Origin of the sequence: Rhizohabitans arisaemae (assembly GCF_025996515.1) — a bacterium.
GTDB classification, from domain to species: Bacteria; Actinomycetota; Actinomycetes; order Streptosporangiales; family Streptosporangiaceae; genus Rhizohabitans; species Rhizohabitans arisaemae.
On sequence record NZ_BLRH01000009.1, the window covers coordinates 1,250,979 to 1,274,226 of the forward strand.

The 23,248-nt window shown below is 71.2% G+C and carries 22 protein-coding genes and 1 pseudogene; 7 read left to right on the forward strand and 16 right to left on the reverse strand.

Annotated elements, in window-relative coordinates; genetic code table 11:
- From RUR_RS06310 to RUR_RS06375, 14 genes are all read right to left on the reverse strand, one after another.
- Positions 1-642, reverse strand: a complete 642-nt coding sequence (locus tag RUR_RS06310; protein ID WP_283133914.1) for a TfuA-like protein — start codon at positions 640-642, stop codon at positions 1-3.
- Positions 642-1,970 (reverse strand): YcaO-like family protein, encoded by a 1,329-nt coding sequence (locus RUR_RS06315; RefSeq protein WP_283133915.1) that lies wholly within the window; start codon positions 1,968-1,970, stop codon positions 642-644. Before RUR_RS06315 ends, RUR_RS06310 begins: the two co-directional genes overlap by 1 nt.
- On the reverse strand, positions 1,967-3,415 hold the full coding sequence (locus RUR_RS06320; protein ID WP_283133916.1) for a nitroreductase family protein: 1,449 nt from the start codon (positions 3,413-3,415) through the stop codon (positions 1,967-1,969). The genes RUR_RS06315 and RUR_RS06320 overlap by 4 nt, the downstream gene beginning before the upstream one ends.
- Positions 3,412-4,494, reverse strand: a complete 1,083-nt coding sequence (locus RUR_RS06325) for a thiopeptide maturation pyridine synthase (protein ID WP_283133917.1) — start codon at positions 4,492-4,494, stop codon at positions 3,412-3,414. The genes RUR_RS06320 and RUR_RS06325 overlap by 4 nt, the downstream gene beginning before the upstream one ends.
- Entirely contained in the window at positions 4,491-5,453 is a 963-nt protein-coding gene (locus RUR_RS06330; protein ID WP_283133918.1) for a lantibiotic dehydratase C-terminal domain-containing protein, read from the reverse strand. The genes RUR_RS06325 and RUR_RS06330 overlap by 4 nt, the downstream gene beginning before the upstream one ends.
- Entirely contained in the window at positions 5,450-8,089 is a 2,640-nt protein-coding gene (locus RUR_RS06335; protein WP_283133919.1) for a lantibiotic dehydratase, read from the reverse strand. The genes RUR_RS06330 and RUR_RS06335 overlap by 4 nt, the downstream gene beginning before the upstream one ends.
- Positions 8,090-8,100: 11 nt before the next feature.
- Positions 8,101-9,573 carry a SagB family peptide dehydrogenase gene (locus RUR_RS06340; RefSeq protein WP_283133920.1) on the reverse strand — a complete coding sequence of 491 codons (1,473 nt, stop codon included), beginning with the start codon at positions 9,571-9,573 and terminating at the stop codon, positions 8,101-8,103.
- A 14-nt stretch (positions 9,574-9,587) separates the two neighbouring features.
- Complete coding sequence (locus RUR_RS06345) at positions 9,588-11,546, reverse strand: TOMM precursor leader peptide-binding protein (RefSeq protein WP_283133921.1); 1,959 nt, start codon at positions 11,544-11,546, stop codon at positions 9,588-9,590.
- The gene (locus RUR_RS06350) at positions 11,539-13,521 is read right to left on the reverse strand and encodes a hypothetical protein (RefSeq protein ID WP_283133922.1); all 1,983 of its coding nucleotides are present in this window, start codon (positions 13,519-13,521) and stop codon (positions 11,539-11,541) included. The genes RUR_RS06345 and RUR_RS06350 overlap by 8 nt, the downstream gene beginning before the upstream one ends.
- Before the next feature lie 133 nt (positions 13,522-13,654).
- Positions 13,655-13,846, reverse strand: a complete 192-nt coding sequence (locus tag RUR_RS06355; protein ID WP_283133923.1) for a hypothetical protein — start codon at positions 13,844-13,846, stop codon at positions 13,655-13,657.
- Between the two features lie 49 nt (positions 13,847-13,895).
- Positions 13,896-14,078, reverse strand: coding sequence for a thiomuracin/GE37468 family thiazolyl RiPP peptide (locus RUR_RS06360; RefSeq protein WP_283133924.1), 183 nt, complete (start codon positions 14,076-14,078; stop codon positions 13,896-13,898).
- Between the two features lie 19 nt (positions 14,079-14,097).
- Positions 14,098-14,259 carry a hypothetical protein gene (locus RUR_RS06365; protein ID WP_283133925.1) on the reverse strand — a complete coding sequence of 54 codons (162 nt, stop codon included), beginning with the start codon at positions 14,257-14,259 and terminating at the stop codon, positions 14,098-14,100.
- 16 nt (positions 14,260-14,275) lie between these two features.
- A complete protein-coding gene (locus tag RUR_RS06370) occupies positions 14,276-14,461 on the reverse strand; it encodes a hypothetical protein (RefSeq protein WP_283133926.1) in 186 nt (61 codons plus the stop codon).
- Positions 14,462-14,477: 16 nt separating this feature from the next.
- The gene (locus RUR_RS06375) at positions 14,478-14,660 is read right to left on the reverse strand and encodes a hypothetical protein (protein ID WP_283133927.1); all 183 of its coding nucleotides are present in this window, start codon (positions 14,658-14,660) and stop codon (positions 14,478-14,480) included.
- Positions 14,661-14,979: 319 nt separating this feature from the next.
- On the opposite strand from RUR_RS06375, the gene RUR_RS06380 reads away from it, so the two are divergent.
- The 6 genes from RUR_RS06380 to RUR_RS06405 all read left to right on the forward strand — a co-directional run bounded on the left by RUR_RS06380 (position 14,980) and on the right by RUR_RS06405 (position 21,110).
- Positions 14,980-15,702 (forward strand): response regulator transcription factor, encoded by a 723-nt coding sequence (locus RUR_RS06380; protein WP_346349017.1) that lies wholly within the window; start codon positions 14,980-14,982, stop codon positions 15,700-15,702.
- Complete coding sequence (locus RUR_RS06385) at positions 15,663-17,069, forward strand: sensor histidine kinase (RefSeq protein ID WP_283133928.1); 1,407 nt, start codon at positions 15,663-15,665, stop codon at positions 17,067-17,069. The genes RUR_RS06380 and RUR_RS06385 overlap by 40 nt, the downstream gene beginning before the upstream one ends.
- Positions 17,066-18,028 carry a TAXI family TRAP transporter solute-binding subunit gene (locus RUR_RS06390; protein ID WP_283133929.1) on the forward strand — a complete coding sequence of 321 codons (963 nt, stop codon included), beginning with the start codon at positions 17,066-17,068 and terminating at the stop codon, positions 18,026-18,028. Before RUR_RS06385 ends, RUR_RS06390 begins: the two co-directional genes overlap by 4 nt.
- 233 nt (positions 18,029-18,261) lie before the next feature.
- On the forward strand, positions 18,262-18,837 hold the full coding sequence (locus tag RUR_RS06395) for a sigma-70 family RNA polymerase sigma factor (protein WP_283133930.1): 576 nt from the start codon (positions 18,262-18,264) through the stop codon (positions 18,835-18,837).
- On the forward strand, positions 18,834-19,565 hold the full coding sequence (locus RUR_RS06400; protein ID WP_283133931.1) for an anti-sigma factor family protein: 732 nt from the start codon (positions 18,834-18,836) through the stop codon (positions 19,563-19,565). The genes RUR_RS06395 and RUR_RS06400 overlap by 4 nt, the downstream gene beginning before the upstream one ends.
- A 213-nt stretch (positions 19,566-19,778) precedes the next feature.
- A complete protein-coding gene (locus RUR_RS06405; protein WP_283133932.1) occupies positions 19,779-21,110 on the forward strand; it encodes a CHRD domain-containing protein in 1,332 nt (443 codons plus the stop codon).
- Positions 21,111-21,375: 265 nt separating this feature from the next.
- On the opposite strand, the pseudogene RUR_RS06415 reads toward RUR_RS06405, so the two are convergent.
- Positions 21,376-22,036 (reverse strand): annotated as a pseudogene (locus RUR_RS06415) (response regulator).
- Positions 22,037-22,053: 17 nt separating this feature from the next.
- Entirely contained in the window at positions 22,054-22,347 is a 294-nt protein-coding gene (locus RUR_RS06420) for a hypothetical protein (RefSeq protein ID WP_283133933.1), read from the reverse strand.
- 345 nt (positions 22,348-22,692) lie between these two features.
- Between RUR_RS06420 and RUR_RS06430 the strand changes: the two genes are divergently transcribed.
- Positions 22,693-23,133, forward strand: coding sequence for an alpha/beta hydrolase (locus tag RUR_RS06430; protein ID WP_283133934.1), 441 nt, complete (start codon positions 22,693-22,695; stop codon positions 23,131-23,133).
- The last annotated feature ends 115 nt before the right edge of the window (positions 23,134-23,248 follow it).

The following is a 23,248-nucleotide window of genomic DNA, read 5'->3' on the forward strand; positions in this document are numbered from 1 at the left end:
TCAATTCATCATGTGCCGGAGAAGCCGGATGGCGTCCTCTCGTTTGGCGTCGGGAGCCCGGGTGGCCAGAAACTCCCGCAGGGCGGGCACGTCCACCCCGGCCGCCTCCGGCACCGCCCGGAGGATCCGGTCGTAGGTGCGGTCGGGGAAGTAGAACTCCTTCGCGATGGCGATCACGGTCTCGGCGGCCGTCGCGTCCACCACCTTCTCCGCCAGCGCCGCCTCGATCGCGATCCGGATGTTGACCATCGGCTCGCACAGCGCCCGCAGCGAGTCCGGGTCGTAGGTGATCGCCACCTCGTCGTCCTCGTCGACCTGCCCCGACCGATACATCTCGTAGATCCGGCCGACCCCGGTCATGCCCCAGTCGGCGAGCTCCACGGCGCGCAGCGCGCCGATGCTGGAGGAGCCGAACAGCTTCACCGGGTTGCGTCCGTCCAGCGCCCGCATCAGCTCCTTGGGGGAGATCATGAGGCCCTGGAGGAACCCGCCGTCCACGATCCCGATGTGGGTGACCGGCTCCGGCTCGGCGAGCAGCGCGTCGACGTCGCCGCGCATGACCGGTGGACGCAGCTCCACCGGTGCGATCCCGGCCACGGTGGCCGCGTCGATGCTCGGCCCGGCGAACACCACGGCGCGCATCAGCTCTCCCCTCGATCCCGCATCCCGATGAGTTCCTTCAACGTGGCGTCCCAGTGGACGCCGGCCCGCTTCCCGAGCCTGCTCTGGTCGACCCCGTAGGACTCCAGCCCGGGCACGATCACCCGGACCACGCTCACCGGGAAGCCCGGCGGGGTGCGGTCCACCACGATCGCCCGTTCCAGCCCCTGGTCCCGGAGGCGGGCCAGCAGCAGGTCGACGTCGGCCATGACGTCGTCGCCGGGATGGCTGGGGAGGGTGGCGAAGTCGACCGCGGGGCCCGACTCCCGCCACGGCCAGACCGACTTGTCGGTGGCCCCACCACGCGAGGCGTGCTGGTTCCACTTGTCGACCCGCCGGCCGGGCAGGGAGAGATCCTCCCGCATGCCCTGGATGTCGACGGCCCGGCTCTGCACGGCTTCGGTGATCGCGCGGACCACGGCGACCTCGGCGTCCGGGTGCGTGCCGTAGCCGGAATGCCCGGGGGAGAAGGTCTCCGCCACGTCCTCGGCCACCATGGCCGCGAAACTCGGGATTCCGGCGGCCGAGGTGATGTTCTTGATCACCAGGGGGAGGCCCGCCTCCTGGACGCGCTCGGCGAACCAGCCGGCCGACGGGGGCAGGGTCGCCGGGTCCACGGTCGGGTGACGCTCCTCCAGCCAGAGGTCGGCGCCCGCCGGGGCCGCCGCCCCGAGCTTGGTGACGACCACCTGCCTGAGCCGGTTGCTCACCAGGTCGGCCAGGGTCCAGGAGTCCCGCTCGACGAGTTCGCAGAGCGCGTGGCAGATCGCCTCCTCCAGGGAGTTGCCCGAGGCGAGCCCGTTGCCGGTGGTGATGTAGAAACACTGGGGCTCGTGGAAGACGGTGTAGTACCCGGCCAGGCAGAGCGGGACGTACACCTCCTCGTCGGCGAGGAGGTCGTGTCCCCGTACCCAGGAGATCGGCCGGTCCTCGCGGTAGAAGGGGTTGGGCTGAAGGTTGTGGTCCGCCGGGTTCATCACCGGGTGCCGTCCGGCGGCGAGCTCGGCGTAGGACGCGATGACGTCGGCGGTCATCGGCTGCCACGCCGCGAACCGCTCCACCGCCTCCATGATCGCGGACGCCCGGGCGTCCGCGTGGGTCCGCCCCTTGCCGTTGTACACCGAGAGGACGTCGCGGGAGCCCGGCGCTATCGCGTTGTGCACCGGGATCCCGATGCGGTCGAGCCGGGTGATGTCGGCGACCCGGGTCACCCCGACCGTCCGCAGCAGCGGCGTGACCCGCTTGAGGGTCTCGGCGACGGGCACCTCCCGCGTGGGCCCGGTCTTCGGCACCTTTCCCCGTAACTTCATAGCGTGTGCCTCCCGTCGATCGGTTGGGTGTAGGCGGTCTCACTGCCGATCCGCCCGATGAGGACCTGACAGAGCGGCCGGATCCGCCCCGAGGGATGAAGCTGCCGGGCGACTTGATCCGCTTCGAAGGAGCATCGGACCCGGCTGCCGAGACCGCGGGCGGCGGCCGCGAGACAGACGCGCTGTACGGCGATCCCCGCGGTGATGTTGAGCATCTGGTACCACCGGTCGCCGACGGTGTCCAGGCCGGTCTCGTAGTCGCCGGCGAGATAGAGCCCGGCCGCCGCGCCGTGCATCGCGAGAATGTGGGCGAAGGGCCCGGCGGCCCCGGGACCGTCCTGCGCGGAAGGGAGCCGCAGCAGCCGGTGCTCCCCGCGGTCGTACACGTATCTGCCGGTCGGCACCCCGTCCACCCGGTGCACGAGCGCGTACAGCAGCATGTGCCCGGGATCCACCTCGCTTTCCCAGCCCCCGGCCCCCGCGGCGACGACCGCCGCGAGATCCTCGCGGCCGAGCGGGTCGGGGCCGAACCTCCCGTCCGCGCTCCGGCGGCGCGCCACCCCGTCGGCGAGGCGCGACGCCACCGCGGGCAGCGGCTCCGCCGCTCCCCCACCCAGGCCCGCGAGTCCGGGTACGGGCGGCGGCGGGCCGTCGGCCGTGCGGCTCGCGCCGAGCAGCGCCGCCGTCAGCGGGACGGAGTCGAGCATCGGGACGGGCCGGGTCCGGTCGGTGGGCGGCAACGCCTCGGCGTCCAGGGCGGGGCGGTCCGGCCCGGCGTCCGTCCACGGCTCCCCCGCGAGTTCGACGACGGCCAGGACGGTCTCGGCGCCGGCGTCGAACCCGAGGACGTCCCCCATCGGCGCCGGATCGAACCGCAGGACGGCCCGGCCGTACCACCGCGTCCCCGCCAGCAGGCTGAGCAGCTGACCGGCGACCACCCCCGCGTTGAGGCAGGTGAGGCGGTACCCGAACTCCCGGTACTTGAAGACCAGGCGTCCGACCACCCCGGTGACCAGCAGGCAGAGTCGCGCTCCGGGCAGACCGAGGTCACCCGGGACTGCACCGCGGCGGACCCGGGTGAGGGAGTGCGCGGCGCAGTCGTAGTGGTACGCGCCCGTCTCCAGGCCGTCGGCCGAGCCGACCAGGTAGACCTCGCTGGACTGCAGCCCGCCGCCGGCGGGGACGGGCCGGTAGGCGCGCCCCGCCGCGTACCCCTCCTCGGGAAGCGTCGTCCCGGCCGGGCCGCCGGTCTCCCACTGGTACCGGGTCAGGCCCGAAGCGGATGCGAGCAGGTCGCCCAGGGGCTCGGGGATCGGCACCGCCGCGTGCCGCCCGTACCGTTTGACCAGGGGCGGCATCGTCCGCCAGTCCGCGGAGTTCATCGCGTCGATCGGCGGCCGTTCGGCGACCCCCAGATACCGGCGCGCGGTGTCTCCCCGGCTCATCCCAGACCGGCCTCGGAGAACATCTCGGGTATGCGCACGTCGTACTCCGTCTCGACCGCGCGGGCGGCCAGGTAGCACAGGAGGAAGCGCTCCCGGGGGATCATGCCGAACCGGCTGAAGAACAGGTACTGGTAGTTCAGCAGCGCGCGGTACACCGTGAACCACTCCGACTCGTCGAGTTCCCTGCGCACCTCCTCGTTGCCGAACAGCACCCGGTGGAACGGGCTGACCCGGTTCCACTCGCCCGTGCCGGCCATCGGCAGGCCGACCCGGGGCAGGATCAGTCCGCCCGTCCGGCTGAGGTCCTGGACCCGCTGCTGGAAGTCCGCCAGGATCGCCGTCCACCCGGCCAGGTGGGGCAGGCCGTGCTCCCCGGTCTCCACCCCGGCGAGCACCTCGCGCAGCCGCGCCGACAGGCTCTCCCGGTTGCTCGCGAAGACACGGTCGAAGCGTTCACGCATCTCCCCGGGGTTCACCACGTTGGCGAGGAAACCCTCGGCGTGGGACCGGTAGGAGATGGCGCCTTTGTCGATCGGCGGGCAGAGCACCTGCGCGCTCGCCAGCATCAGGTTCAGCGCGATGTCCAGCCGCTGCGCGCCCCCCGCCACATCCTCCATGATCTTGAAGACCAGGGGGGTCGTCTCCACGTGGAACCGGGCGAGCAGCTCGCTCGCCTCGGGCGTGCCGAGCACGTGCAGACGCGGGTCGAAGGGGGCGTACCCGATCGTGTTGTCGGGCTGCCAGGGCGCCAGCGGCCCCGGCTCGCTCTCCAGCTGCGCCAGTTTCTCGTGCGCCCGCATCTCCCACTCGGGGTCCGGGTGGCCGGCCGAGGGGTGCCGCCGCTGATGACCGCCGACGATCTCCTCGATGAGCGGGCGGACCGTGCGGTCCCACACGCCCGGCTCCGCCCGTACGTTGATCCGGACGTGCGGGCCGAGCACCCAGTGCCGCTGGAAGTAGCCCGACGTCCCCGCCGGGAGCGCGGAGATCAGCGGTCGGACCGCGCCCAGGATCAGCTCGTCGACGCCCTCGGGCGAGTGATGGAAGACGTGGGCGCTATGCCAGGTCGACGTGGTCATCGCGCGCACCGCTCCCCTCGGTCGACGAGCGTCCTCGCCATCAGGTAGGTCACGAACATCTCGTCGGCCATGGACACTCCCATCCGGTTGTTGATCAGATGTGCGCAGCGCATCGCGATGCCCTCCACCGGGGTCATCCCGCGCTGCCAGGCCAGGGGCGATCGGGGCGGCCGCACGGTGAGCAGCCCGGCGTCGGCCAGCTCCGACAGCCTGTCGCGGAGCGCCCGGATCGTCCCCAGCCACGCGCCGAGGGTGTCGGTGCCGCCTCCGGCGCCGAGCAGCGACCAGACCCCCTCCACCTGTTCCGCGAGGCGGTCACGCTGCGCCGCGTACGCCTGGTGGTGCGCGTCCGAGATCGGGTAGCGGTCGCGGTGTCCCCCGTCCGCGGAGGCGTACTCGGCGGCCAGCCGGTCCAGGTCGGGACGGAGCACGGCGAGCGTGACCATCGCCGTCGAGAGGGCCAGGCCGCGGCGGCGGGACATCGGCGCCCCCGAGGCCAGGACCTCGGCGGCGATCCGGCTGGACTCGACGAAGTGGTCCTCCACCGCGGCGAGCGACTCCCCGTGCCCGTAGGAGTCGTGCTCCGGTCGGTAGGGCACCGCGGCGGCCGTGTCGGCCGGGCGCAGCACCCGCTCGTAGGAGGCGAGTCCCTCGTACTCGGCGAAACCCGCCGCCATCGCCGTGTAGGCGGCCTGGTCCGCCGGACCGCCCGCCGGATGGGCCCGGAGGTAGTCCGCGAGCGGGCCGAGCAGCGCCTCGGTGACCTCGTCGCGGGAGCCGCCCGCCGGCCGTACCCGGAGGCGGACGTGCGTCCCGCCCTCCCAGTACCGCAGGAAGAACCACCCGTCCACCTGCCCGGCGGCCGTCAGCGCGCGCGCCGCCGGGACCACCGCCTCATTGATCAGCGGGTCGAGTCCGCCCTGACGGTAGGCGTGCACGCTCACCCACGCGCCGCTCATCGGACCTCCCCGTCGGGTACGGCGGGCAGCTCGACCATGAACTCGGTGACATGCCGTTCCGTGCCGTAGACGGGCGCCTGCGCGAGGTCGGGGTGCGCCTCGGTGACCACCACCAGATCCCCGCCGTCCGCGATCATCCGTTCGAGCAGCGCCACCAGCGGCCACACCGTCAGGTCGACGTAGACGGGCTTGCGGGACTTCATGTCCGGCTTGAAGACCGTCTCGGAGAAGCCCATGACCCGGATGTAGAACCGCTCCGGGATTTGCTGGCCGGTGAGCCACTCGGTGATCCGGAGCCAGTACCTGGTGTCCTCCTCCCCCTTGCCGCGCCGCGGCATCTCCCGCGCGGGGAACACCCAGCACCGCCGGGAGAGCGTGATCCGGCCGGACTCCAGCCGGGGGAGCATCCGGACGCCCCCGTCCCGGGGGTCGTCGCCCTGGGGCACGAACAGCGGCATGCTCGCGTGCAGCAGGGACGCGGGCGGCCCGAAGACGGCGAGCAGGTCCCGGACCGGCGGCGGCAGCCAGAACTCGGCCATGACCCCCGGGTGGGTCGGGTGGACCCGTACCCCGCGGCTCCTGGAGCCGAGGGCGAGGAACCCGCTGTCCTGATCGAGGGTCACGACCAGGTCGTTCAGCGGGATCTTGAACCGGTCTTCCCTGGCCGAGGTGATGAACGGGTAGTCGAGCTCGTACTCGCAGCACCGGGCGCGCAGGTTGAGGTTGGAGCCGAACAGCCCGTCGCTGTCGGCGAGCAGCCCCCCGCCGGGCGCGTGGGTCACGGGTGCGAACCCGCCGGGGGGATCCTCGCCCCCGGCCTGGCGCATGAGCCGTGCCAGCCTGCCCTGCCCCCGGCCGTACCCTCCGGTGACCCCGTTGAGCACCACCCTCGGGTGCTCCCCCTCCCCGACCAGCTGGACGTAGCAGGTGACGGAGTCCCGCAACCCGGGGCCGTCCCCGGCGCCGAGAGCCTCGATCAGCCGCTCGGCCGGGAGGCGTACCACCCCGTCCGGGTCGGGACTGGTCGCCAGGATCAGGTCGGTGACCCGGTCCTTCATCGCCGCCTGCTCCCGGGCGAAGGGCAGGGCGCGCCAGGTCTGCGGCGACCAGCCGACGGGACCGCGGCGCAGGGTGCGCAGCGTCTCGGCGTCGAGGCCGGGCACCACGGTCTCGGCCCCCTCGGCGGTGAGCCGGTTGATCAGCTGGTAGAAGTCGAGCCAGTCGACGCCGGCCTCCGGGCCGTGGCACACCGAGAACACCCGGGCCATCGCCTGCCGGGTGGGGAGCATCGCGTCGACCGCGCCGAGCAGGGCTCGCAGACCCGCCAGTTCGTCCAGCACCGGCCGCCAGGCGGTCCGCCCGTATTCGAGCACCGGCCGGGTGAAGACCGCGTTCTCGTGGAAGAGGTTCTTCCGGGGCAGCCGCCCCTTGATCGCCAAGCGTCCTGGGGCGGTGAGCCGCTCGACTCCGGCATAGATCTCGCGTTGCCGGGTGAGCCGTTCCCGCGGGTCCGCGATCGACGGGTAGCCCAGCAGGTCGCGGTGGAGGGCGCGGAGCTCCGCGGCGTACGGCGCCGCCGACGGGTCGGCGTCCAGCGCCCCGGCCAGCCCCTCCAAGTGGTCCTCGTCCTGATCGCGGTAGCCCGCGAGCGGGGAGAGCGCCCCGACGCCGATCAGCTTGCCGACGAACCTCTCGGTCTCCTCCGCCCCGAGCTCGGGATCGATCCGGCGGAGGTGGGCGCAGACCTCGTCCACGGTCGCCCCCGGATACTCCCCGACGAAACGGACACAGGTGTCGAACGCCTCCCCCGGTCTGGTGGTGACCAGCGGATTCATCGGGGCCGGGGAGAGGAAGCGGACAACTCCGCCGTGCGAGACGAGGCTGGGGTTGACGCGCACCCTCGTGGAGCGCAGCAGCGCCGGCCGCGCCGCCACCGCCTCGTTCAGCGCCGTCAGCACCCAGGCGTTGAGCTCGGAGACGCTCGTCCACGCGAAGTCCCCGGTGTACCGGTACGGCGCGGCCGACTCCTCGTCCACCCCGGCCCAGCCGCTGATGGTGAACGTGCTGTACGGACTGGTCTTGGCCACCACCCGGGCCAGGTACTTCACCAGGCGCAGCACCGCCTGACGGCCCGGCGGCCGGTCCGGAGGTCCGTCGAGCCACTTGGCGAGCTCCTCGAACAGCACCGGGCTCCCCTGGACGAGCCCGTGCCCGAAGGCCGGCTCGGCCAGCGCCGCACGCAGGCCCTCCGCCTGCCGCTCGGTCTCCTCCTCCAGCGTCGCCGGCAGCTCGGCGAGCAGCCGCTCCCGCTCGGCGTACTGCGCCGACCAGTGGTCCACCCGGTCGGCGAGCTCCGCGGGCAGTGTCGCGCGCACCTCCTCGGCCCAGACCGCGGACGGGATCCGCCGCCGGCCGAACAGCGCCCGGCGGAGGGCGACCAGCCGGGACTTGACCACGGCGTTCCCCTCGTCCCCGATCAACGGGTAGAGGTCGTCGGCGAGCCCGCTCCCCTCCTCGGCGAGCCACCTGCCGAGCCCGGCGACCTGGCTGAGGGTGGCCCAGCTCTTGTCCGCCCGCAAGTTCTCCAGCGCGGAGACCGGGATCGAGGCCACCCGGACCGCGACACGTGTCTGCATGCCATGACCTCCTAGAAGACGATGGGCATCTCGTACTGCGCGTTGACCGTCCGATGGCCGACCGCGATCTGGAACATCGGCAGCTCCGCCGGGTCGACGACGCCGAGCAGACGCTGTACGGAAGCCACCCGGTACCCGTTGAGCGGCCTGGCCGCAAGCCCCGCCGCCCCCGCGAGCACACAGAGCCGCTGCGCCGCGATCCCGGCGTCGAGGTTGGCGATGCGGTATCCCCTGGCGCCGAACCGCTCGGTCATCCGGTCCCGGTTCGCCACCACGTAGAACATCGCGTTGACGCCGGTCATGTCCACGATCGGCGGCCCGGTGCCCTCGTCGAACCCGCCCTGCGGCATTTCGCCCACGACGTCGAGCCCCGGCAGCCGGTAGACCCCGGGGTCGACCCCGGTGACGTGCTGGGCGACGAGATGGGACGTACCAAGCGGTACCGTGCCCAGGTCGCCGGAGTAGGGGGCGGCCGCCAGGGCGAGGCGCCGGAAGTCGGCGGCGGCCATCGGCCGCCGTACCGGCTTGAACAGCGTCCCGCCCGAGTTGCGCAGGCGCAGCGCCTCCACCAGGTCGACGTCGTCCGGCGGGGCCGGCGGTCGCAGGTCGGTGAGCACCGAGTGGGCGTCGATCTCGTAGGTGTCCGAGGCGAGGGTCACGTCCTTTTGCACGTCCCGGAAGGCGGGCGAGATCTCCGGGAGCCGCGTGAGCAGTTCCTCCGCCGTGGCGGCGGGCCGCGACGGGAAGATCGGGAGCACCGCCATCGTCCGCTCCTCGGCCGGGACGACCCCGAGGAGCCGATCGGTCACCTCGTCGAGGAACCGGGTGCGCACGCTCGCCGCCAGTCCGAGACAGCCGGCGACCATGAGCAGGTTCCCGGCCGTCATCCCCGCCTCCTGCGTACAGAGCCGGTAGGCGTAGTGACGGTAGCGGAACGCGGTCTTCCACAGGTGCGAGGTGAGCAGCAGCACCGCCGCCGCGCCGTCCAGATCCGCCCCGGCCGCGGCGCCGAGAATCGAGCGGTGGTCGCCGCGCCGGATCGGCACGATCGCGTGATGGAGCTGGTCGTAGTGGTAGACCCCGGCGGGGCGGGCCCCGTCCTCCGGAAGCCACAGGTAAAGCTCGGTGGGATAGAAGCAGCGGGCCGACGGCACGGTGCGGTGGTACGGCCAGCCGGAGAGCGGCCCCACGTCGACCCGGGAAAGCCCGTACCCGTAGTGGAGCAGCGCGCCCAGCGTGTCGGCGTCCAGCGGCGCGGTGCGCCCGTCGCCGGGGACGTGCTCCCCGAACGCCGCGGTGACGGGGCCGAGCCGCGAGGGGAGCCGCTGCGGCAGGGGCAGTGCCCGCAGCCCCGGGTAGGACTTGAACTTGGGGGGTTCGTCCGGTGAGCCCTCCACCCCGATCCCGCGCCGGAGCAGGGACGCGGAGTCGAGCAGGGTGTTGTGCCAGTAACGGTCGCCGACCTCGGTGCCGACGTCGCCCATGCCGCCTCCTCGCCTTAGGGGAACGGGTGTGGATCGGTGTTGACGTCTTCCGGACGCAACGGCGCCTCCGTGTACCCGAGTAGGTGGGGGGTCTCCAGCAGCCGGGGGATCCCGTCGATCCGGCGGGCCCGGTGGCCGAAGGTCATCGGGAGCAGGCCGGGGATGAGGACCTTGACGCAGGCGAAGCCGCCGAGGGCCTGCTCGGGCGTGGTCTGATCCACCACCACGACGTCCTGTCCGCGGTCGAGGTATCGGGCGACGGTCGCGGTCAGGTCCACGGAGAGGTCGTCGTTGCGGGGGCGGAAGGCCCCGGCGAACGACTCCTCGATCGGCATCGGCGTCCGATCCCCGTCGAAGAGGAAGGAGAACCGGGAGAACGCGGCCGGATGCCCGTTGACCAGGGAGTGGTCGTGCATGGACCGGACCTCGTCGGGGTTCGTCAGCATCCGCCGTACCCGCGGGAGTTCGTCGGCGTATCCTTCGGCCCGCCACTCGACCAGCGGGGCGATCTCCAGCAGCGCGTTCGCGACGGCCCGCTCGGGGTCGAAGCCCGACGCCGCGGCGCATACGGCCTTCGGCAGGGATTCGTCGTCGCCCGGCCTGATGGCCATCGCCCAGACGCTGGGAACACCGTGCTCGGTGGTGGTGTCGAAGGCGTAGGCTTTCGCGCCCGTGATCCGGCGGAGCCGTTCGGCCATGAGCGGGATGCGCCGGTCGCGGGCCGAATCCAGGTCCAGCGGGCGTACCGGGAGCCGCGCGTACCAGGTGAGCAGGAACGCGTCCCGCTCCGCCAGTTCGAGTATCCCGTGCAGGATCGCCTCCTCCAGGCAACCGCCGATCGCGCAGCCGTTGGAAATCTCGTAGACGAACGGCCGGTACGTGGGATCAAGGCTCCTGAGCCGGTAGTAGGCGCAGCATTCAGGGACGAGGATCGGTTCGCCGCGGCGGAACGAGTATCCCCAGACCCAGGGGACGACGAGATCGTCATGGTAGCGCGTAAACGGAAATCCCGGCACGTCGTATCGGGAGTCCGGGTACAGTCCAAGACTTTTCGGATCGAGGGCGCGATCGGCGAGCTCCCGGTAGCTCCCCCGGACCACGGTGCGTTTTCCGCCGGGCCGGGTCCCCGCGTACCGCTCCAGGGCTTCGGCGATCGCGGTCACCTGCGCGGTGTGGAAGTCCAGCTCCCGGCCGAACCCCATCTCGGTCTGGTCGTCGGTCTCGGACAGCCCCATCGGCGCGGCGATGGTCGGATACGTGCTGTAGACGGTCCGCTGGACCCCCCGGATCATCCCGGTCTCGACGTCGACGTAGTTCGCGGTCAGCGCGTCGGTCTCGGCGCGCAGGTCCCGGACCCGGTAGACGCCGGGGTCGGGCTTCGGCCGCGGGCGGAGGACGACGACCGCCGCCTCCTCGCCGTCGTCGGGGAGTCTCCCGCAGTCGGGGCAGTACGGCTCGGGCAGGAACCGGTGCACGCTGACGTCGAGGGAGCCGAGCTTGACGTGCAGGACCCGGCCGGTCTCCCCGCCGCGCACCTCCGCCGCGATCAGCTCCGCGACGACGCCGGCGCCGAAGGCGGTGATCCTGGTCTCGTCGGCCTCGTACCGTTCGGGGTACATCCGGCGGGCCCGGAGCCGGTCCTGGGCGTCCGGCCTGGCCTTGACCGCGCGCAGCCGTACACAGGTGGGGCAGCCGGGCACGCCGTCCACGACGACCGGGCCGATCACCACGGTGCCGAGCTCGACCCGTACCGGCAGCCAGCGGGCGGCCTTGCCGACCTCGGCGGGCGGTGCGCCGGTGCCGGGCCCGTCCTCGACCACGACGGCGGCGCTCAGCTCCGCCGCCCCGGCGCCGCCCGGGGTCAGGTGGACCACGTCCAGGTCACGGGCGAGCCGTTCGGCGACGGTACGGCCGAGGCGGCCCGTTCCCGCCACGCCGACGCGGTCTCCGGCGCTCACGAGGGTCTCAGTCATGGACCACGACCTGGACGAGCGTCGGAAGGGCGGCGGTGACCACGGGGTCGTGTCCGGCGGGCAGCGCGTAGACCCGCGCCCCCCGGCTGTGCAGGATCTCCACGAGTTCGGGCCAGGGTGGCGGCGTGTACGGCTCCGCGGCCAGCGCCGTCCCGGTCCCCCGCAGCGCGCGCGGGAGGTCGGGCACGGCCGGCTCCGTGACGCCCTGGCGGCCGAGGACCACCTGCTCCAGCCCGGAGATCAGATCGTCGCCGGGCACGTAGGCGACGGCCCGGCCGCCGTCGCAGACGGCGTACACGCGGACCCCGAGCTCCCCGGTGACGTCGTACACCGCGGTGTCCGCGCCGATGAGGCGCAGGATCTCCAGGATCTGCCGGTCCGCTTCGGGCAGGACGGCCGCGAGGTCCACGAGCGGGTACGGCTCGGCGGCTTTGTTCAGGCCGGCGACGGTGCGCTCCACGCAGTGCCACAGGAGGCCGCGGGTGAGGGCGTCGCCCGCGTCGGTCCCGGAGACGAGTCCCGGCGGGACCCGGAACCCCTCCGGCGACAGGGGCGCGGCCAGCGCCGGATAGGCGAGATGGGCTTCGACGAGCTCCGGCTTGCCGAGCTGAAGGTTGTACGCGTAGGCCTTGAGCGCCCCGTCGTCCTCGACGAGCCTGCGGCCGTCGACCGCGAGCGCCGCGTAGGCGCGCAGGGCGACCTCACCGCAGCCGCGCCGGGCCCGCTCCAGGCTGGGTCCGGCGCCGAGCACCTCGGAAGCTGCACCGAGCACCCCGAACGGGTCTGCGACCCTCGCCTTGACGACGCGCAGCGGGATCTGCGGAAGCGCGTGCTCGTCCAGTTCGGTGAAGAGCCCCAGGCGGGGGTCGTAGAGGGTGGCGGCGGCGGCGGAGAAGTCGTCGGAGCCGCGGGCTCTGGCCGCCAGAAACGCCTCGTAGCGGTCGGCGAACGCGGACTCGGTGTCCGGGGCCGCGTCCAGGCCGCCCGGGTGGGGGTGGCAGCGGTGCGCGGTGGTCGCCAGGGTCTCCAGATCGACCCGGGTGATCAGGCGACGCCCGGCCCCCGTGGGGTCGGCGACCACCGGGTCGATCTCCTCGACGCCGGTGACGTGGCGGAAGGCCAGGAAGGAGAGCCGGTTGGCGACGATGCCGGCCGTGGGTCCGGCGAGAAAGCCGCCGGCGGAGGCGTCCTCCGCGGTTCCCTCGGCGCGGCGTAGCCAGGTGGACTCCCATCCGGGGCCGGCCGAGCCGCCGACCGGGCCGATCCACGCCTCGTCGGCCACCACGACCGCCTGGACGAGGGGGCGTCCCAGTTCGCGGCAGAGCAGATCCAGCCGGCGGGCGCGAGCCGGGACGTTCACGTCGGCGACGTGCAGGACGAGCTCGCCCTCCCACACGACGTCGGGCCAGTCCTGGTCCGGGGACGCCTGCCGGAGGGTCAGCCGCTGATGCGGGTCCCTGGCCGTCGCCTCGTCCGCGTACTCCCGCAGCCGGTTCAGGTCGGTCGGCGACTCCTCGGTCACCACGGCGACGATCTCGCGGAGGCCGGAGCGGAGGCAGGCGTGGATCAGGGCGGTGAAGGTCAGGCCGGAGCCGACGCACACCACCGGTGTCTCGCGGTACTTCTGGAAGCGGCGCGCGGCCGAGTCGAGGTAGTAGTCGATGTAGGCGATCTCGGCGGCGTAGGTGTCGAGCAGGCTCGCGTCGAGGGTGTGCGGCAGGTCCTCGGTGGTGTCCTTGACCAGTCCCGCCCGGGCGAGGGCGGTCACCAGGGTGGTGACCATCTCCTGCTTACCGCCGGGAAGGTCGCCGACGAGCTCGTCCAAGGACGTCGATCCGTCGAGGAAGGGGGCGAGCCGGTCGATCAGTGCGAACGCGGTCTTGCCGTTGATGTTCAGGTGGCCGCCGGAGTGGACGAAGGACACCCCTTCGGGGCCGGGCACCCAGAAGACGTCGGGCTTGAGCTTTGGTCTCATCGTGTGGGCTTCCTCTCGCTGCGCGCGGGTTCGGGGAGGGCGGCCGGCGGTGTACGGGGACCCGGCCGGTCCGTCTCGACCTGGCCGGGAGGGCAGATGCGGCGGCACACCCACCGCGCACGCGATCCGAGGATCAGCAGCAACAGCAGCAGCAGCCGAGGCAGCAGCTGGCGCTGCACGAGGGTACGCCGACGGAGGCGGTGACCTCGGTCATCCCGTGACCGAACTCCACCGTCTCCAACGTGGTCGCACCGGGCACGCCGGGCTGGATGGCCTCGACCTCCAAACCGACGAGCTCGAGTGCGAGACTCTTGCGGACGGACATCATGCTCTCCTTTCCTCCACAGGCTGAGCTAGATCTGAAGTGATCGTTCTCAGCCGCCGCCGCAACAGCAGCAGCAGCACACCACGCAGCAGCTGCAGTAGGAGCACGAGGCCGCGACCTCGGCCATGCTGTGCCCGCCGACGAGCGACTCCAGGGTGACGGCGCCGTCGTCGACGATCTCCATTGGCTCGACCGCGAACTGATGCAGGGAACGGGCCAGTTCGCTACTCACAGCAACCTCCCTCTCCCCGTCAGCAGCAGCAGCAGCTGCAGAGGAACCAGTCCTCGCTGAAGCAGGACGCGGCCACCTCCGGGGTGTAGACGTTGAGCGCTTCGAGCGTCACGGCCCCGGTCGGGTCGAGCTGGATGGGCTCCACGTCGAGGTCGCCGAGTTCGAGGGTGAACTTGTTCATGGTCTTCTCCCTGAAACTAGTAGCAGCAACAGCAGCAGCAGGACGCGCAGCAGCTGCAGCCCGGGGCACAGGACGCGGCGAGCTCGTGACTCGTCTCGCCGAACAGGGACTCCAGGGTCTGACCGGAGGCGTTGCCGCCGAAGGTCAGGGTTTCGACGTCGAGATCGCCCAGGTCGAGGGCTTTGATCTCCTTGCTGACCATTCCTTTCTCCTTCCGCTCAGCCGCAGCAGCAGCAACAGGGGATGCAGCAGCTGCAGCAGCCGACGGGGAGCACCGACGCCGCGTTCTCGTGCATCCCGCTGCCGCTCAGGAGCGACTCCAGGGAGACGTCACCGGCCGGCGCCACCTCGAACTGCTCGACTCCGATGTCGGAGAGGTCGAGTGACCTGGAATTAGGCATATATATATTCACCCCCTTTCACCTGTCGAAGCGGTATAACCTCCGCGGAATTGATTGCGATCATCGATTCCACTGTCATACCGGGCGTAAGGCGCAAACTATTTCGCCTGCCAGGGGCGGTCAACCGGCAATCTCCGACTATTAACACGACCTTAGGAATCGAGCTGAGAGTTATCGAAAAAGCACCCAGAGTATCTATATGAATTGTATAAATAAGTACCCGGTTACTTCGCCGACCGAGAGCTGGTTCTTGCCAAGTAGGGCGAAATGGCTAAGATTCGTGGCATAAATCACAGCGGCGAGCGAACCTGGAGCCCTGATGAGAGTTCTCATCGTGGAGGACGACGAGCGCCTGGCCGCAGCGCTCGGCATCGCCCTCAAACGATTCGGCTACGACGTCCTCCATGCGGGCAACGGGGCGGAGGCCCGCCTGGCCACCGGCTACGACCTGATCCTTCTCGACCTCACCCTCCCCGACGAGGACGGCCTGGACATCTGCCGGCACGTCCGGGAGAACAGCGATGTGGCGATCATCGCGCTGACCGCCCGAGGCGCCGAGCACGACCGGATCCGCGGGCTCCGCGCCGGTGCCGACGACTACATCGTCAAACCCTTCAGCATGGGCGAACTGGAGGCCCGCATCCAGGCCGTGCTCCGCCGGGCCCGGCTCAGCCCGGCCGGAACCCTCACCCTGGGCGATCTGGAGATCGACCTGGACACCCGCAGGGTCCGCCGGGCCGGCCGCCCCGTCGACCTCGCCCCCAAGGAGTTCGCGCTGCTGTCCCGGCTGGCACTGACCCCCGGGGTCGTGGTCAGCCGCGAGCGCCTGCTGCTGGAGATCTGGAAGACCTGCATGTCGGGGACGAGCCGCACCCTCGACGTGCACATGACCACGCTGCGCGCCAAACTCGGACAACCCAACCCGGTGGACACCGTACGAGGCGTCGGCTACCGCCTGCTTTTTCCCGTCCCTCCGGCGGAGACCGACGCAGGGAGCACGTCTTGCGCCGTCGCATCCACATCGTCTTCCAGACGGTCATAGCCCTGACACTGGTGTGCCTGATGCTGCCCCTGGGGATAAGCAGCGCCGGTTCTCTCACCCGCTCGATGTTTATCGACCGCCAGGCCGATACCAACCGGTACGCCGAAATTGGAAAATCAACCCTACTCACCGGTGACATAGAGCCGATCAACCAAGAATTCACCCGATACAAAGAGCTCTACGGAATCCACGTCGTCCTGTTCGACAGATACAGCAAACCGACCGCGTTCTCTGAATCAGGACTGGAGAACCTGCCCACCATGGCCACCAAGGTCGCGGTCGCCCTCTCCGGGGAAGAGCCGATCCTGGAACGGACGAGCTGGCCGTGGGAGATCGGCCCGATGATCATCGCGGTTCCCATCCTGCTGGACGACGAGACGATCGGCGCCGCCGTCACCGTCTCCTCGACCACCAAGCTCCGTCAGGACATCCTGGGCAGCTGGGCGCTCTTCCTCTGCCTCGGCCTGTTCATCGTGCTCGCCGCGCGCAACGTGGTGCCGTGGCTCACCCGGTGGATCCTGCGTCCCGTGCTCAGCCTCGACCAGGCGGCCAAGGCGATCACCCGGGGGGAGCTCTCGTCCCGGGCCCGGATGACGACGGGGCCGCCGGAGCTGTGGGGGCTGGTGCAGTCGTTCAACACCATGAGCGAGACCATCCAGGACCTGGTGAACCGCCAGCGCACCTTCGTCAGCTTCGCCAGCCACCAGCTCCGCAGCCCGCTCACCGTCCTGCGGCTCCAGGTGGAGAACCTCGGCGCGGGCCTGGAACCGGAGCGGACACCGGAGGTCCAGGCCATCCTCGACGAGGTGGACCGGCTCGCGCTCCTGTGCCACGGGCTGCTCGGGCTGGCCACGGCCGAGAGCGAGGAGCTGGTCCTCACCGTGGTCGACCTCGGCGCCGTCGCGGACCAGAGCGTGGTCCGATGGCAGCCCATCGCCGACCAGCGGGAGATCGAACTCCACCGGATCGGCGACCCCGTCGCCCCGGTCCAAGCCGGTGAGGGCGTGGTCGACCAGGTCCTGGACACCATGCTCGACAACGCGTTGAAGTTCTCCGGCCCCGGGTCGCAGGTGACGGTCGGGGTGCACGTGGGTGCCGACGGCTGGACGGAGGTCCACGTCATCGACGACGGACCGGGCATGTCGGAGGCGGAGCGCAAGCACGCGGCCGATCCGTTCTGGCGTGGATCCAAGACCCAGAACGTCGACGGGTCGGGCCTCGGCCTCGCCATCTGCACCACGCTCGTCTCCCGCTCCGGCGGGAAGATCGAGCTGTACAGCGCCGAGCCGCACGGCCTCATGGCCTGCGTCCGGCTGCGCGCCGCGGACGCGCCGGCCAAGGTCGCGGTGCCGGTGGTGGCGACGTGAGGCGCCGTACGGCGATCGCGGGCTTGATCACGCTCCCCTTCACCATCGGGAGCTGCGGGCCCTTCCAGCCACCGCGCCGGCTGGTGATCGCCACCGGTGGGGTCGGCGGGGTGTACGACAAGCTGGGCCGCTCCCTCGCCCACTGGCTTCGGTACCACTGGGGGACGTCGGTCGAGGTGCGGTCCACCGCGGCCTCCCTGGAGAACCTTCGCCTCATCGCCTCCGGTGAGGCCCACATCGGCTTCTCCTCCCTCGACGCGGCCGCCCTGGCGCCCGCGGGGATGCTCCCCTTCCCCGCGCCCCTCCCGATCGCCTCCCTGATGCGCCTGTACGACGAGTACCTCCAGATCGTCGTCGGCGGCGCCACCCCCGTCTGGATGCTCAGCGACTTCACGGGCGGCACCGTCTCGGTGGGCTCCGCCAACTCCGGGACCGAGCTGCTGGCGACCCGGCTCCTGGAGGCCGCGGGACTCCCCGAGGCCGCGGTGAAGCGGGTCCACCTGGGTGTGGCGGAGTCGGCGGAGGCCCTCCGCACCGGCCGGATCAACGGCTTCTTCTTCACCAGCGGGCTCCCGGCACCCGCCATCACCGAGCTCTCCCAGAAGATGCCGATCCGCATCCTGTCGACGGACGACTACCTGAAGGCCCTCGTCGACCGGCACAACAACGTCTACTTCAAGCGGTCGATCCCGGCGCGGATGTACGGGCTGTACAGCGAGACGCCCACCATCGGAGTCCCCAACATCCTGGTCGTCGGCGGGGGCCTGGACACCGAGACCGCCTACCGGCTGACCAAGATGATTTTCCAGCTCAAGCCGGAGCTCATGGCGGCGCACGGGGCCGCCCGCCACGTCAACGAACGTTCCGCCATCAGCACCGTGCCGGTCCCGCTCCACCCGGGCGCCGTCCGCTACTACCGCGAGGCCAAACCGATGACCACGGTGGAGGGCCCCGAATAGCCCGGTGACCCGCCCGGCGGCGAATCCCGCGGAAAACCCGGCGGCCGGTTGAACCACAGGCCCGCCCCCGGCCGTACAACCATCCGACATCACCTGCCGGCCAAGGGACAGCGGACATGCGACAGGACAGCCGTACTCCGGTGAGCCACTCGCCGCTCGCCACCTTGTCCCGCGATCACGATGAGCCTAGGCTCGTGCGGAAAGACCCCCCTACCCCCCAGGGACACGCCTCCATGGCCGCACGGGTCAAAGCGACGGGCGGGCTGCGTGGCTGGATCCGCCGCCTCCGTCCGGTGACCGACGCAGACGACGAACTCGTCGTCTCCGAGCTCTACCGGGAGTACCACCGTCCGCTGCTCGGCTTCGTGATCCGCCTCACCGGCGGCGACCGGCAATGGGCCGAGGACGTGGTCCAGGAGACGATGATCCGCGCCTGGCGGGGCGCCGACCGGCTCGACGCCGACGCCCCGTCGCTCATGCCCTGGCTGGCCACGGTCGCCCGGCGTATCGTCATCGACGACCGGCGCCGCCGGGACGCCCGGCCGCAGGAATCGGGGGAGGAGCCGCTGGAGAGCCTGCCGATACCTGACGAGATGGAGGATCTCCTGCGTAAGGTAATCGTCTCCGAGGCACTCAAATCATTGTCGCCCGCCCATCGCGAGATTCTCAACGAGACGATTCTCCGCGATCGGTCGGTAAACGAGGCCGCCCAATTGCTCGGTATTCCGGTGGGCACCGTGAAATCGCGGGTCTATTACGCCGTCCGGGCGTTGCGGGTCGCGCTGGAGGAGAGAGGGGTGACGGCGTGAATTCAGAGGTGGAGCACACCGATGTCGGCGCTTACGCCCTGGGGCTGCTGGAGGCCGAGGACCGCCGCGCCTTCGAACGGCACCTCGCCGGATGCCCGTCCTGTACGGCGGAGCTGACCGAGATGTCGGGGGTGGCCGGGGCCCTCCTCGGAATCGATCCGGTCGAAGCCGACCGGCGGGGCGCCGGGGACGCCGAGGAGAACGTCGAGGACGGCGTCGTCCGGATGGTCGATCTGCTCAACCGCCGCAAGGCGCGGCAGCGCCGGGTCCGCCGGGGCACCGCCCTCGTCGGCGCGGCCGCCGCGGTCGCCCTGCTGGCCGGCGGGATCGTGGTGGGCGCCGCCGTCACCCGTGGCGACACCGTACAGCCAGGTCATCACCGTGGTCCGGCGGAGCAGATGTTCGTCGCGAGCGCGGAGAAGCACTGGGCGACGTCGCCCTCGGGTGTCGCGGGCGGGGTGGCGGTGGAGCCCCGGGCCTGGGGCACGCACGCCGCGCTGGAACTGCGCAATGTGCGGGGACCGCTGGAGTGCGAACTGATCGCCGTCTCCCGGTCCGGTGAGCGCCGGGTGGTCACCGGGTGGGCCGTCCCCGCGAAGGGGTACGGCGTCCCGGGTTCACCGGCCCCCCTCTACGTGCACGGTGGGGTCGCGTTCCCGCGCACCGACGTGGTCCGCTTCGAGGTGCGGGTCAACGGCGGAGACGTCCTGCTCGCCATTCCCGTCTGACATCCAACCAATAGATCACCCCTATTCGCTATTTGTCCACAAATAGCGACGTATGGCCATGCGGAAATTCCGCCCGGGAAACCGGCGAAAAAATGTTGAGATTTCGTTGAACCCGCCGCACCCGCGGCGCCGTACCACGTGTCGACAGGGCGAATCGCCCGGCTGACAAGCCGGTCAACCGGATCGGTGACCAGAGCATTCAAGGGGTAAACCATGTTCGCACGTCGATTCACGCTGCCCGGATTCGCCGTGGCCGGCCTGCTCGCCGCCGCGGTGCTCCACCCAGGCCCCGCCCAGGCGGATGCGGAACCCGCCGCCCTGAAGACGGCCCAAGACGAGGTGTACCTCGCCGCGGGCCTGCGGGGCGCGAACGAAGTCGGCACCCCGGGCGATCGCGACGGCCGGGCCACCGCCGTGATCCGGATCAAGGGTGACCAGGTGACGTTCGCGCTCCGCTGGAACAAGGTCGCCCCGCCCACCGCCGCCCACATCCACTTGGGCGCCAAAGGCGCCAACGGGCCCGTGAAGATCGACTTCCTCACCAAGGCCCTGCCCAAGAGCGTCCTCGGGATCACCGGCACCGTCACGGTGAACGACGCCGGGCTGCTCGCCTCGCTCCGCGACGACTCCGTGGGTTTCTATGCCAACCTGCACAACGCCGAGTTCCCCAAGGGTGCGGTACGCGGGCAGTTCCACAAACTCAACAAAGCGGTCGACCTGGGCGGCGTCCTGCACGGCAGCAACCAGGCGACCCTCACCTCCAAGGCGGACGGCGCCGAAGAGGTCCAGGAGGACGACGGCAGGAAACGCGGCGACCGCGACGGCGCCGCCACCTGGTGGCTCCGCCCGAACGGGGGCGCCCTCGCCTACACCGTCACCTGGTCCGGGGTCGACGCCCCGACCAACGGGCACATCCACAAGGGGGTGCGGGGGAAGAACGGCCCCGTCGTCGCCGATCTCTTCGCCGACCCCGCGGGGCTCCCGCCGAACCTGACCGGTGTGGCCGGCCAGGCCCCGGTCAAACGATCCGTCCTGCGGCGGATCACGGGCAACCCCCAGGGTTACTACACCAACCTGCACACCGTCGAGTTCGACGGCGGCGCCGTGCGCGGGCAGCTGAGCCGGGGCGCGAGCCACCCCAGGGCCCTGACCGCCGAGGTGCTCCGCGGCTCCCAGATCTACGCCTGCACCAAGCAGCAGGACGGCGGCCACGCCTTCACCCAGTTCGGGGTGACCGCCAAACTGGCCCGCGGCATCAAGCACTCCTTCGTCACGCCGGCCGCCGGCCCGCCCCAGTGGATCGCCCCCGACGGCAGCGCCGTGACCGGCAAGGCCGTCACCCGGACCCCCAACGGTGACGGCAACATCCCCGAGCTCGTCCTGGACGCCACCCAAAGCGGCGCCGGCCGCGGCCTGCTCGCCCACACCACCCAGATCCTGCGGCTCAACACCGTCGGCGGCGTCGCCCCCGCGGGCGCCTGCGACCCGGCCCGCACCCCCAAGGCCAAGTCCCCCTACAAGTCCGACTACCTCTTCCTCGGCTGAGACCATCCGCCCCACCACGACGTCGCGCCCCGCACCCCCCGGGGCGCGACGTCGTCTTCGCCCGCCGACAAGAGGCGAGGGCGATCCGCCTGGGCCGGGCAGGCAGCAGCCGTCGAGGTGACGACGACAAACCGGCGGTGTCCCCCCGTAAGCGACCTCAAGCTCTGCAGTACCGTCCGGCCGAGTTCACCCGCCGACCCCCGGCCGTCCCGGGAAACAGGAGCGAGAGGTACGGGCTGCGCCGGGTCCGGCGATCCGGGACCCCTCAGACGTCGGGCAGCAGGCCCGCGTCGTGGGCGAGGATCGCGGCCTGCACCCGGTTGGCGCAGCCGAGCTTGGTGAGGATCCGGCTGACGTGCGCCTTCACCGTGTCCTCCCCCCATGTAGAGGATTCTGCCGATCTCCGCGTTGGACAGCCCCGCACCGACTTTGAGCAGGACGTCCCGCTCGCGATCGGTGAGGGTGGACACCCGGTCGGCGGCACGCTCGGCCCGGCTGTCGTCCGTCTTCACGTAGTGGTCGATGATCTGCCCGTTAATGCGGGGGGAGAGGATCGCCTGGCCTCCCGCCGCGGTACGCACCGCCTGGATGAGCTCCTCGGGTCCGGTGTCCTTGAGCAGGAAGCCGCACGCGCCCGCCCGAAGTGCCCGCGCCACCAGGTCGTCCTCGCCGAAGGTCGTCAGCATGACGACCTGGACGCGGGGCGCGACCCGGCCGATCTCCGCCACGGCGGCGATCCCGTCCATCACCGGCATCCGGATGTCGAGGAGCACCACGTCGACGCTGTGCGTGCGAACCGCCTTCACCGCCTCGGCCCCGTCGCACGCCTCGGCCACGACCTCAACGTCGTCGGCGTGCCGCAGGATCAACCGCACGCCGGTACGCAGCAGGAATTCGTCGTCGGCGAGCAGCACACGGATGGGCATGTACCGATTCTGCCCGCTCACCCGCTCGGCGCGGACAGCCGCAGCGTCCGGATCTCGGTCACCCGCCCCGCGCGCAGGCAGTACCTGTCGACGATCACCGGGTTCTCGGTGAGCCGGGTTCCCAGGAAGACGTACCGGCAGACGGTACCGGGCGGGCGCGGCGGCTCCACACCGGCCACCGCGAGCCGGCTGACCGGCTGATCTTCCCCGACCAGATCGTCCACCTGCCCGGCGGACATGCCCGGCTTCACCGAGGTGATCCAACCGGGCAACGGCAGGTAGACGAGGCTGCCGAGCAGGAGTGCGGCCACGCTGAGCGGTCCCGCGCCCTAGACGACGGCCATGCCCCACCTCCCGGCCCGCCGACCGGTACCTCCACGGGAGAAGACTCCGGCCGGGGCCGTGCCTCGTGCGGCAGCTCCGCCGTCAGCGCGAAGCCGCCCTCCGGCGCCGGACCGGCGGCGAAGCTCCCGCCGAGCAGCCGCACCCGCTCCCGCAGCCCGATCAACCCGGTGCCGATCCCCGGGGCCTGCGGCCAGTGGCGACTACGGCCAGCTGCGCGAGATCTTCGCTTCCTTCGCCACCGACGGACAGTTTGCCCTGGAGTCGGGGAACGCGCTCTTCATCGCGGTGAGCTGCAACGACTATCCCAAGCCGTGGAACGAGTCCTCGTCCCTTCCGGAGCGCCGCCGCCAGTTCGACGGGCGCTCACCCGAGCCGAAGGTCAGTTCGACGCGTTCAGCGCGAAGGGTTTCGCCCGGGGCACCATGGCCGAGATGTGCATCACCTGGCCGTCCGAAGGCACCGCGAAGCCGTACAGGTCAACCGGGGTGTTCCCCGACGTGCCGGTCCTGGTCCTCGCCGCCGACCTGGACGCCAACACCAGCGTCGCCTCGGGCGGCGCAGCCGCCCGCCAGTTCAAACGCTCCACCTTGGTGACGGTGCCGAACATGGGCCACGTCGCCGACTACAACCCGAGCGGCTGCGTCGCGAGCCTCGTCACCGCCTTCATCCGCACCGGTGCCGTCGGCGACACCACCTGCCTGAAGGCCATCCCGCCCATCAAGGTCCACCCCGTCCGGGGATCCCATGACTAGCCCCGACCAAGCCTGCGGTACGGCGACCCGATCCCCGGACCGATACGGGCTCCGCCGGATGAGTCGTACGGTGAACGGGCCTCGGCCATCTCCTCGGACCGCTCGGAACTCCACC

What these genes read in the sequence shown, in the direction of transcription:
- RUR_RS06310 (WP_283133914.1), bottom strand. Translation starts at nt 642, where the DNA reads ATGCGCGCCGTGGTGTTCGCCGGGCCGAGCATCGACGCGGCCACCGTG.
- RUR_RS06315 (WP_283133915.1), bottom strand. Translation starts at nt 1,970, where the DNA reads ATGAAGTTACGGGGAAAGGTGCCGAAGACCGGGCCCACGCGGGAGGTG.
- RUR_RS06320 (WP_283133916.1), bottom strand. Translation starts at nt 3,415, where the DNA reads ATGAGCCGGGGAGACACCGCGCGCCGGTATCTGGGGGTCGCCGAACGG.
- RUR_RS06325 (WP_283133917.1), bottom strand. Translation starts at nt 4,494, where the DNA reads ATGACCACGTCGACCTGGCATAGCGCCCACGTCTTCCATCACTCGCCC.
- RUR_RS06330 (WP_283133918.1), bottom strand. Translation starts at nt 5,453, where the DNA reads ATGAGCGGCGCGTGGGTGAGCGTGCACGCCTACCGTCAGGGCGGACTC.
- RUR_RS06335 (WP_283133919.1), bottom strand. Translation starts at nt 8,089, where the DNA reads ATGCAGACACGTGTCGCGGTCCGGGTGGCCTCGATCCCGGTCTCCGCG.
- RUR_RS06340 (WP_283133920.1), bottom strand. Translation starts at nt 9,573, where the DNA reads ATGGGCGACGTCGGCACCGAGGTCGGCGACCGTTACTGGCACAACACC.
- RUR_RS06345 (WP_283133921.1), bottom strand. Translation starts at nt 11,546, where the DNA reads ATGACTGAGACCCTCGTGAGCGCCGGAGACCGCGTCGGCGTGGCGGGA.
- RUR_RS06350 (WP_283133922.1), bottom strand. Translation starts at nt 13,521, where the DNA reads ATGAGACCAAAGCTCAAGCCCGACGTCTTCTGGGTGCCCGGCCCCGAA.
- RUR_RS06355 (WP_283133923.1), bottom strand. Translation starts at nt 13,846, where the DNA reads ATGTCCGTCCGCAAGAGTCTCGCACTCGAGCTCGTCGGTTTGGAGGTC.
- RUR_RS06365 (WP_283133925.1), bottom strand. Translation starts at nt 14,259, where the DNA reads ATGAACAAGTTCACCCTCGAACTCGGCGACCTCGACGTGGAGCCCATC.
- RUR_RS06370 (WP_283133926.1), bottom strand. Translation starts at nt 14,461, where the DNA reads ATGGTCAGCAAGGAGATCAAAGCCCTCGACCTGGGCGATCTCGACGTC.
- RUR_RS06375 (WP_283133927.1), bottom strand. Translation starts at nt 14,660, where the DNA reads ATGCCTAATTCCAGGTCACTCGACCTCTCCGACATCGGAGTCGAGCAG.
- RUR_RS06380 (WP_346349017.1), top strand. Translation starts at nt 14,980, where the DNA reads ATGAGAGTTCTCATCGTGGAGGACGACGAGCGCCTGGCCGCAGCGCTC.
- RUR_RS06395 (WP_283133930.1), top strand. Translation starts at nt 18,262, where the DNA reads ATGGCCGCACGGGTCAAAGCGACGGGCGGGCTGCGTGGCTGGATCCGC.
- RUR_RS06405 (WP_283133932.1), top strand. Translation starts at nt 19,779, where the DNA reads ATGTTCGCACGTCGATTCACGCTGCCCGGATTCGCCGTGGCCGGCCTG.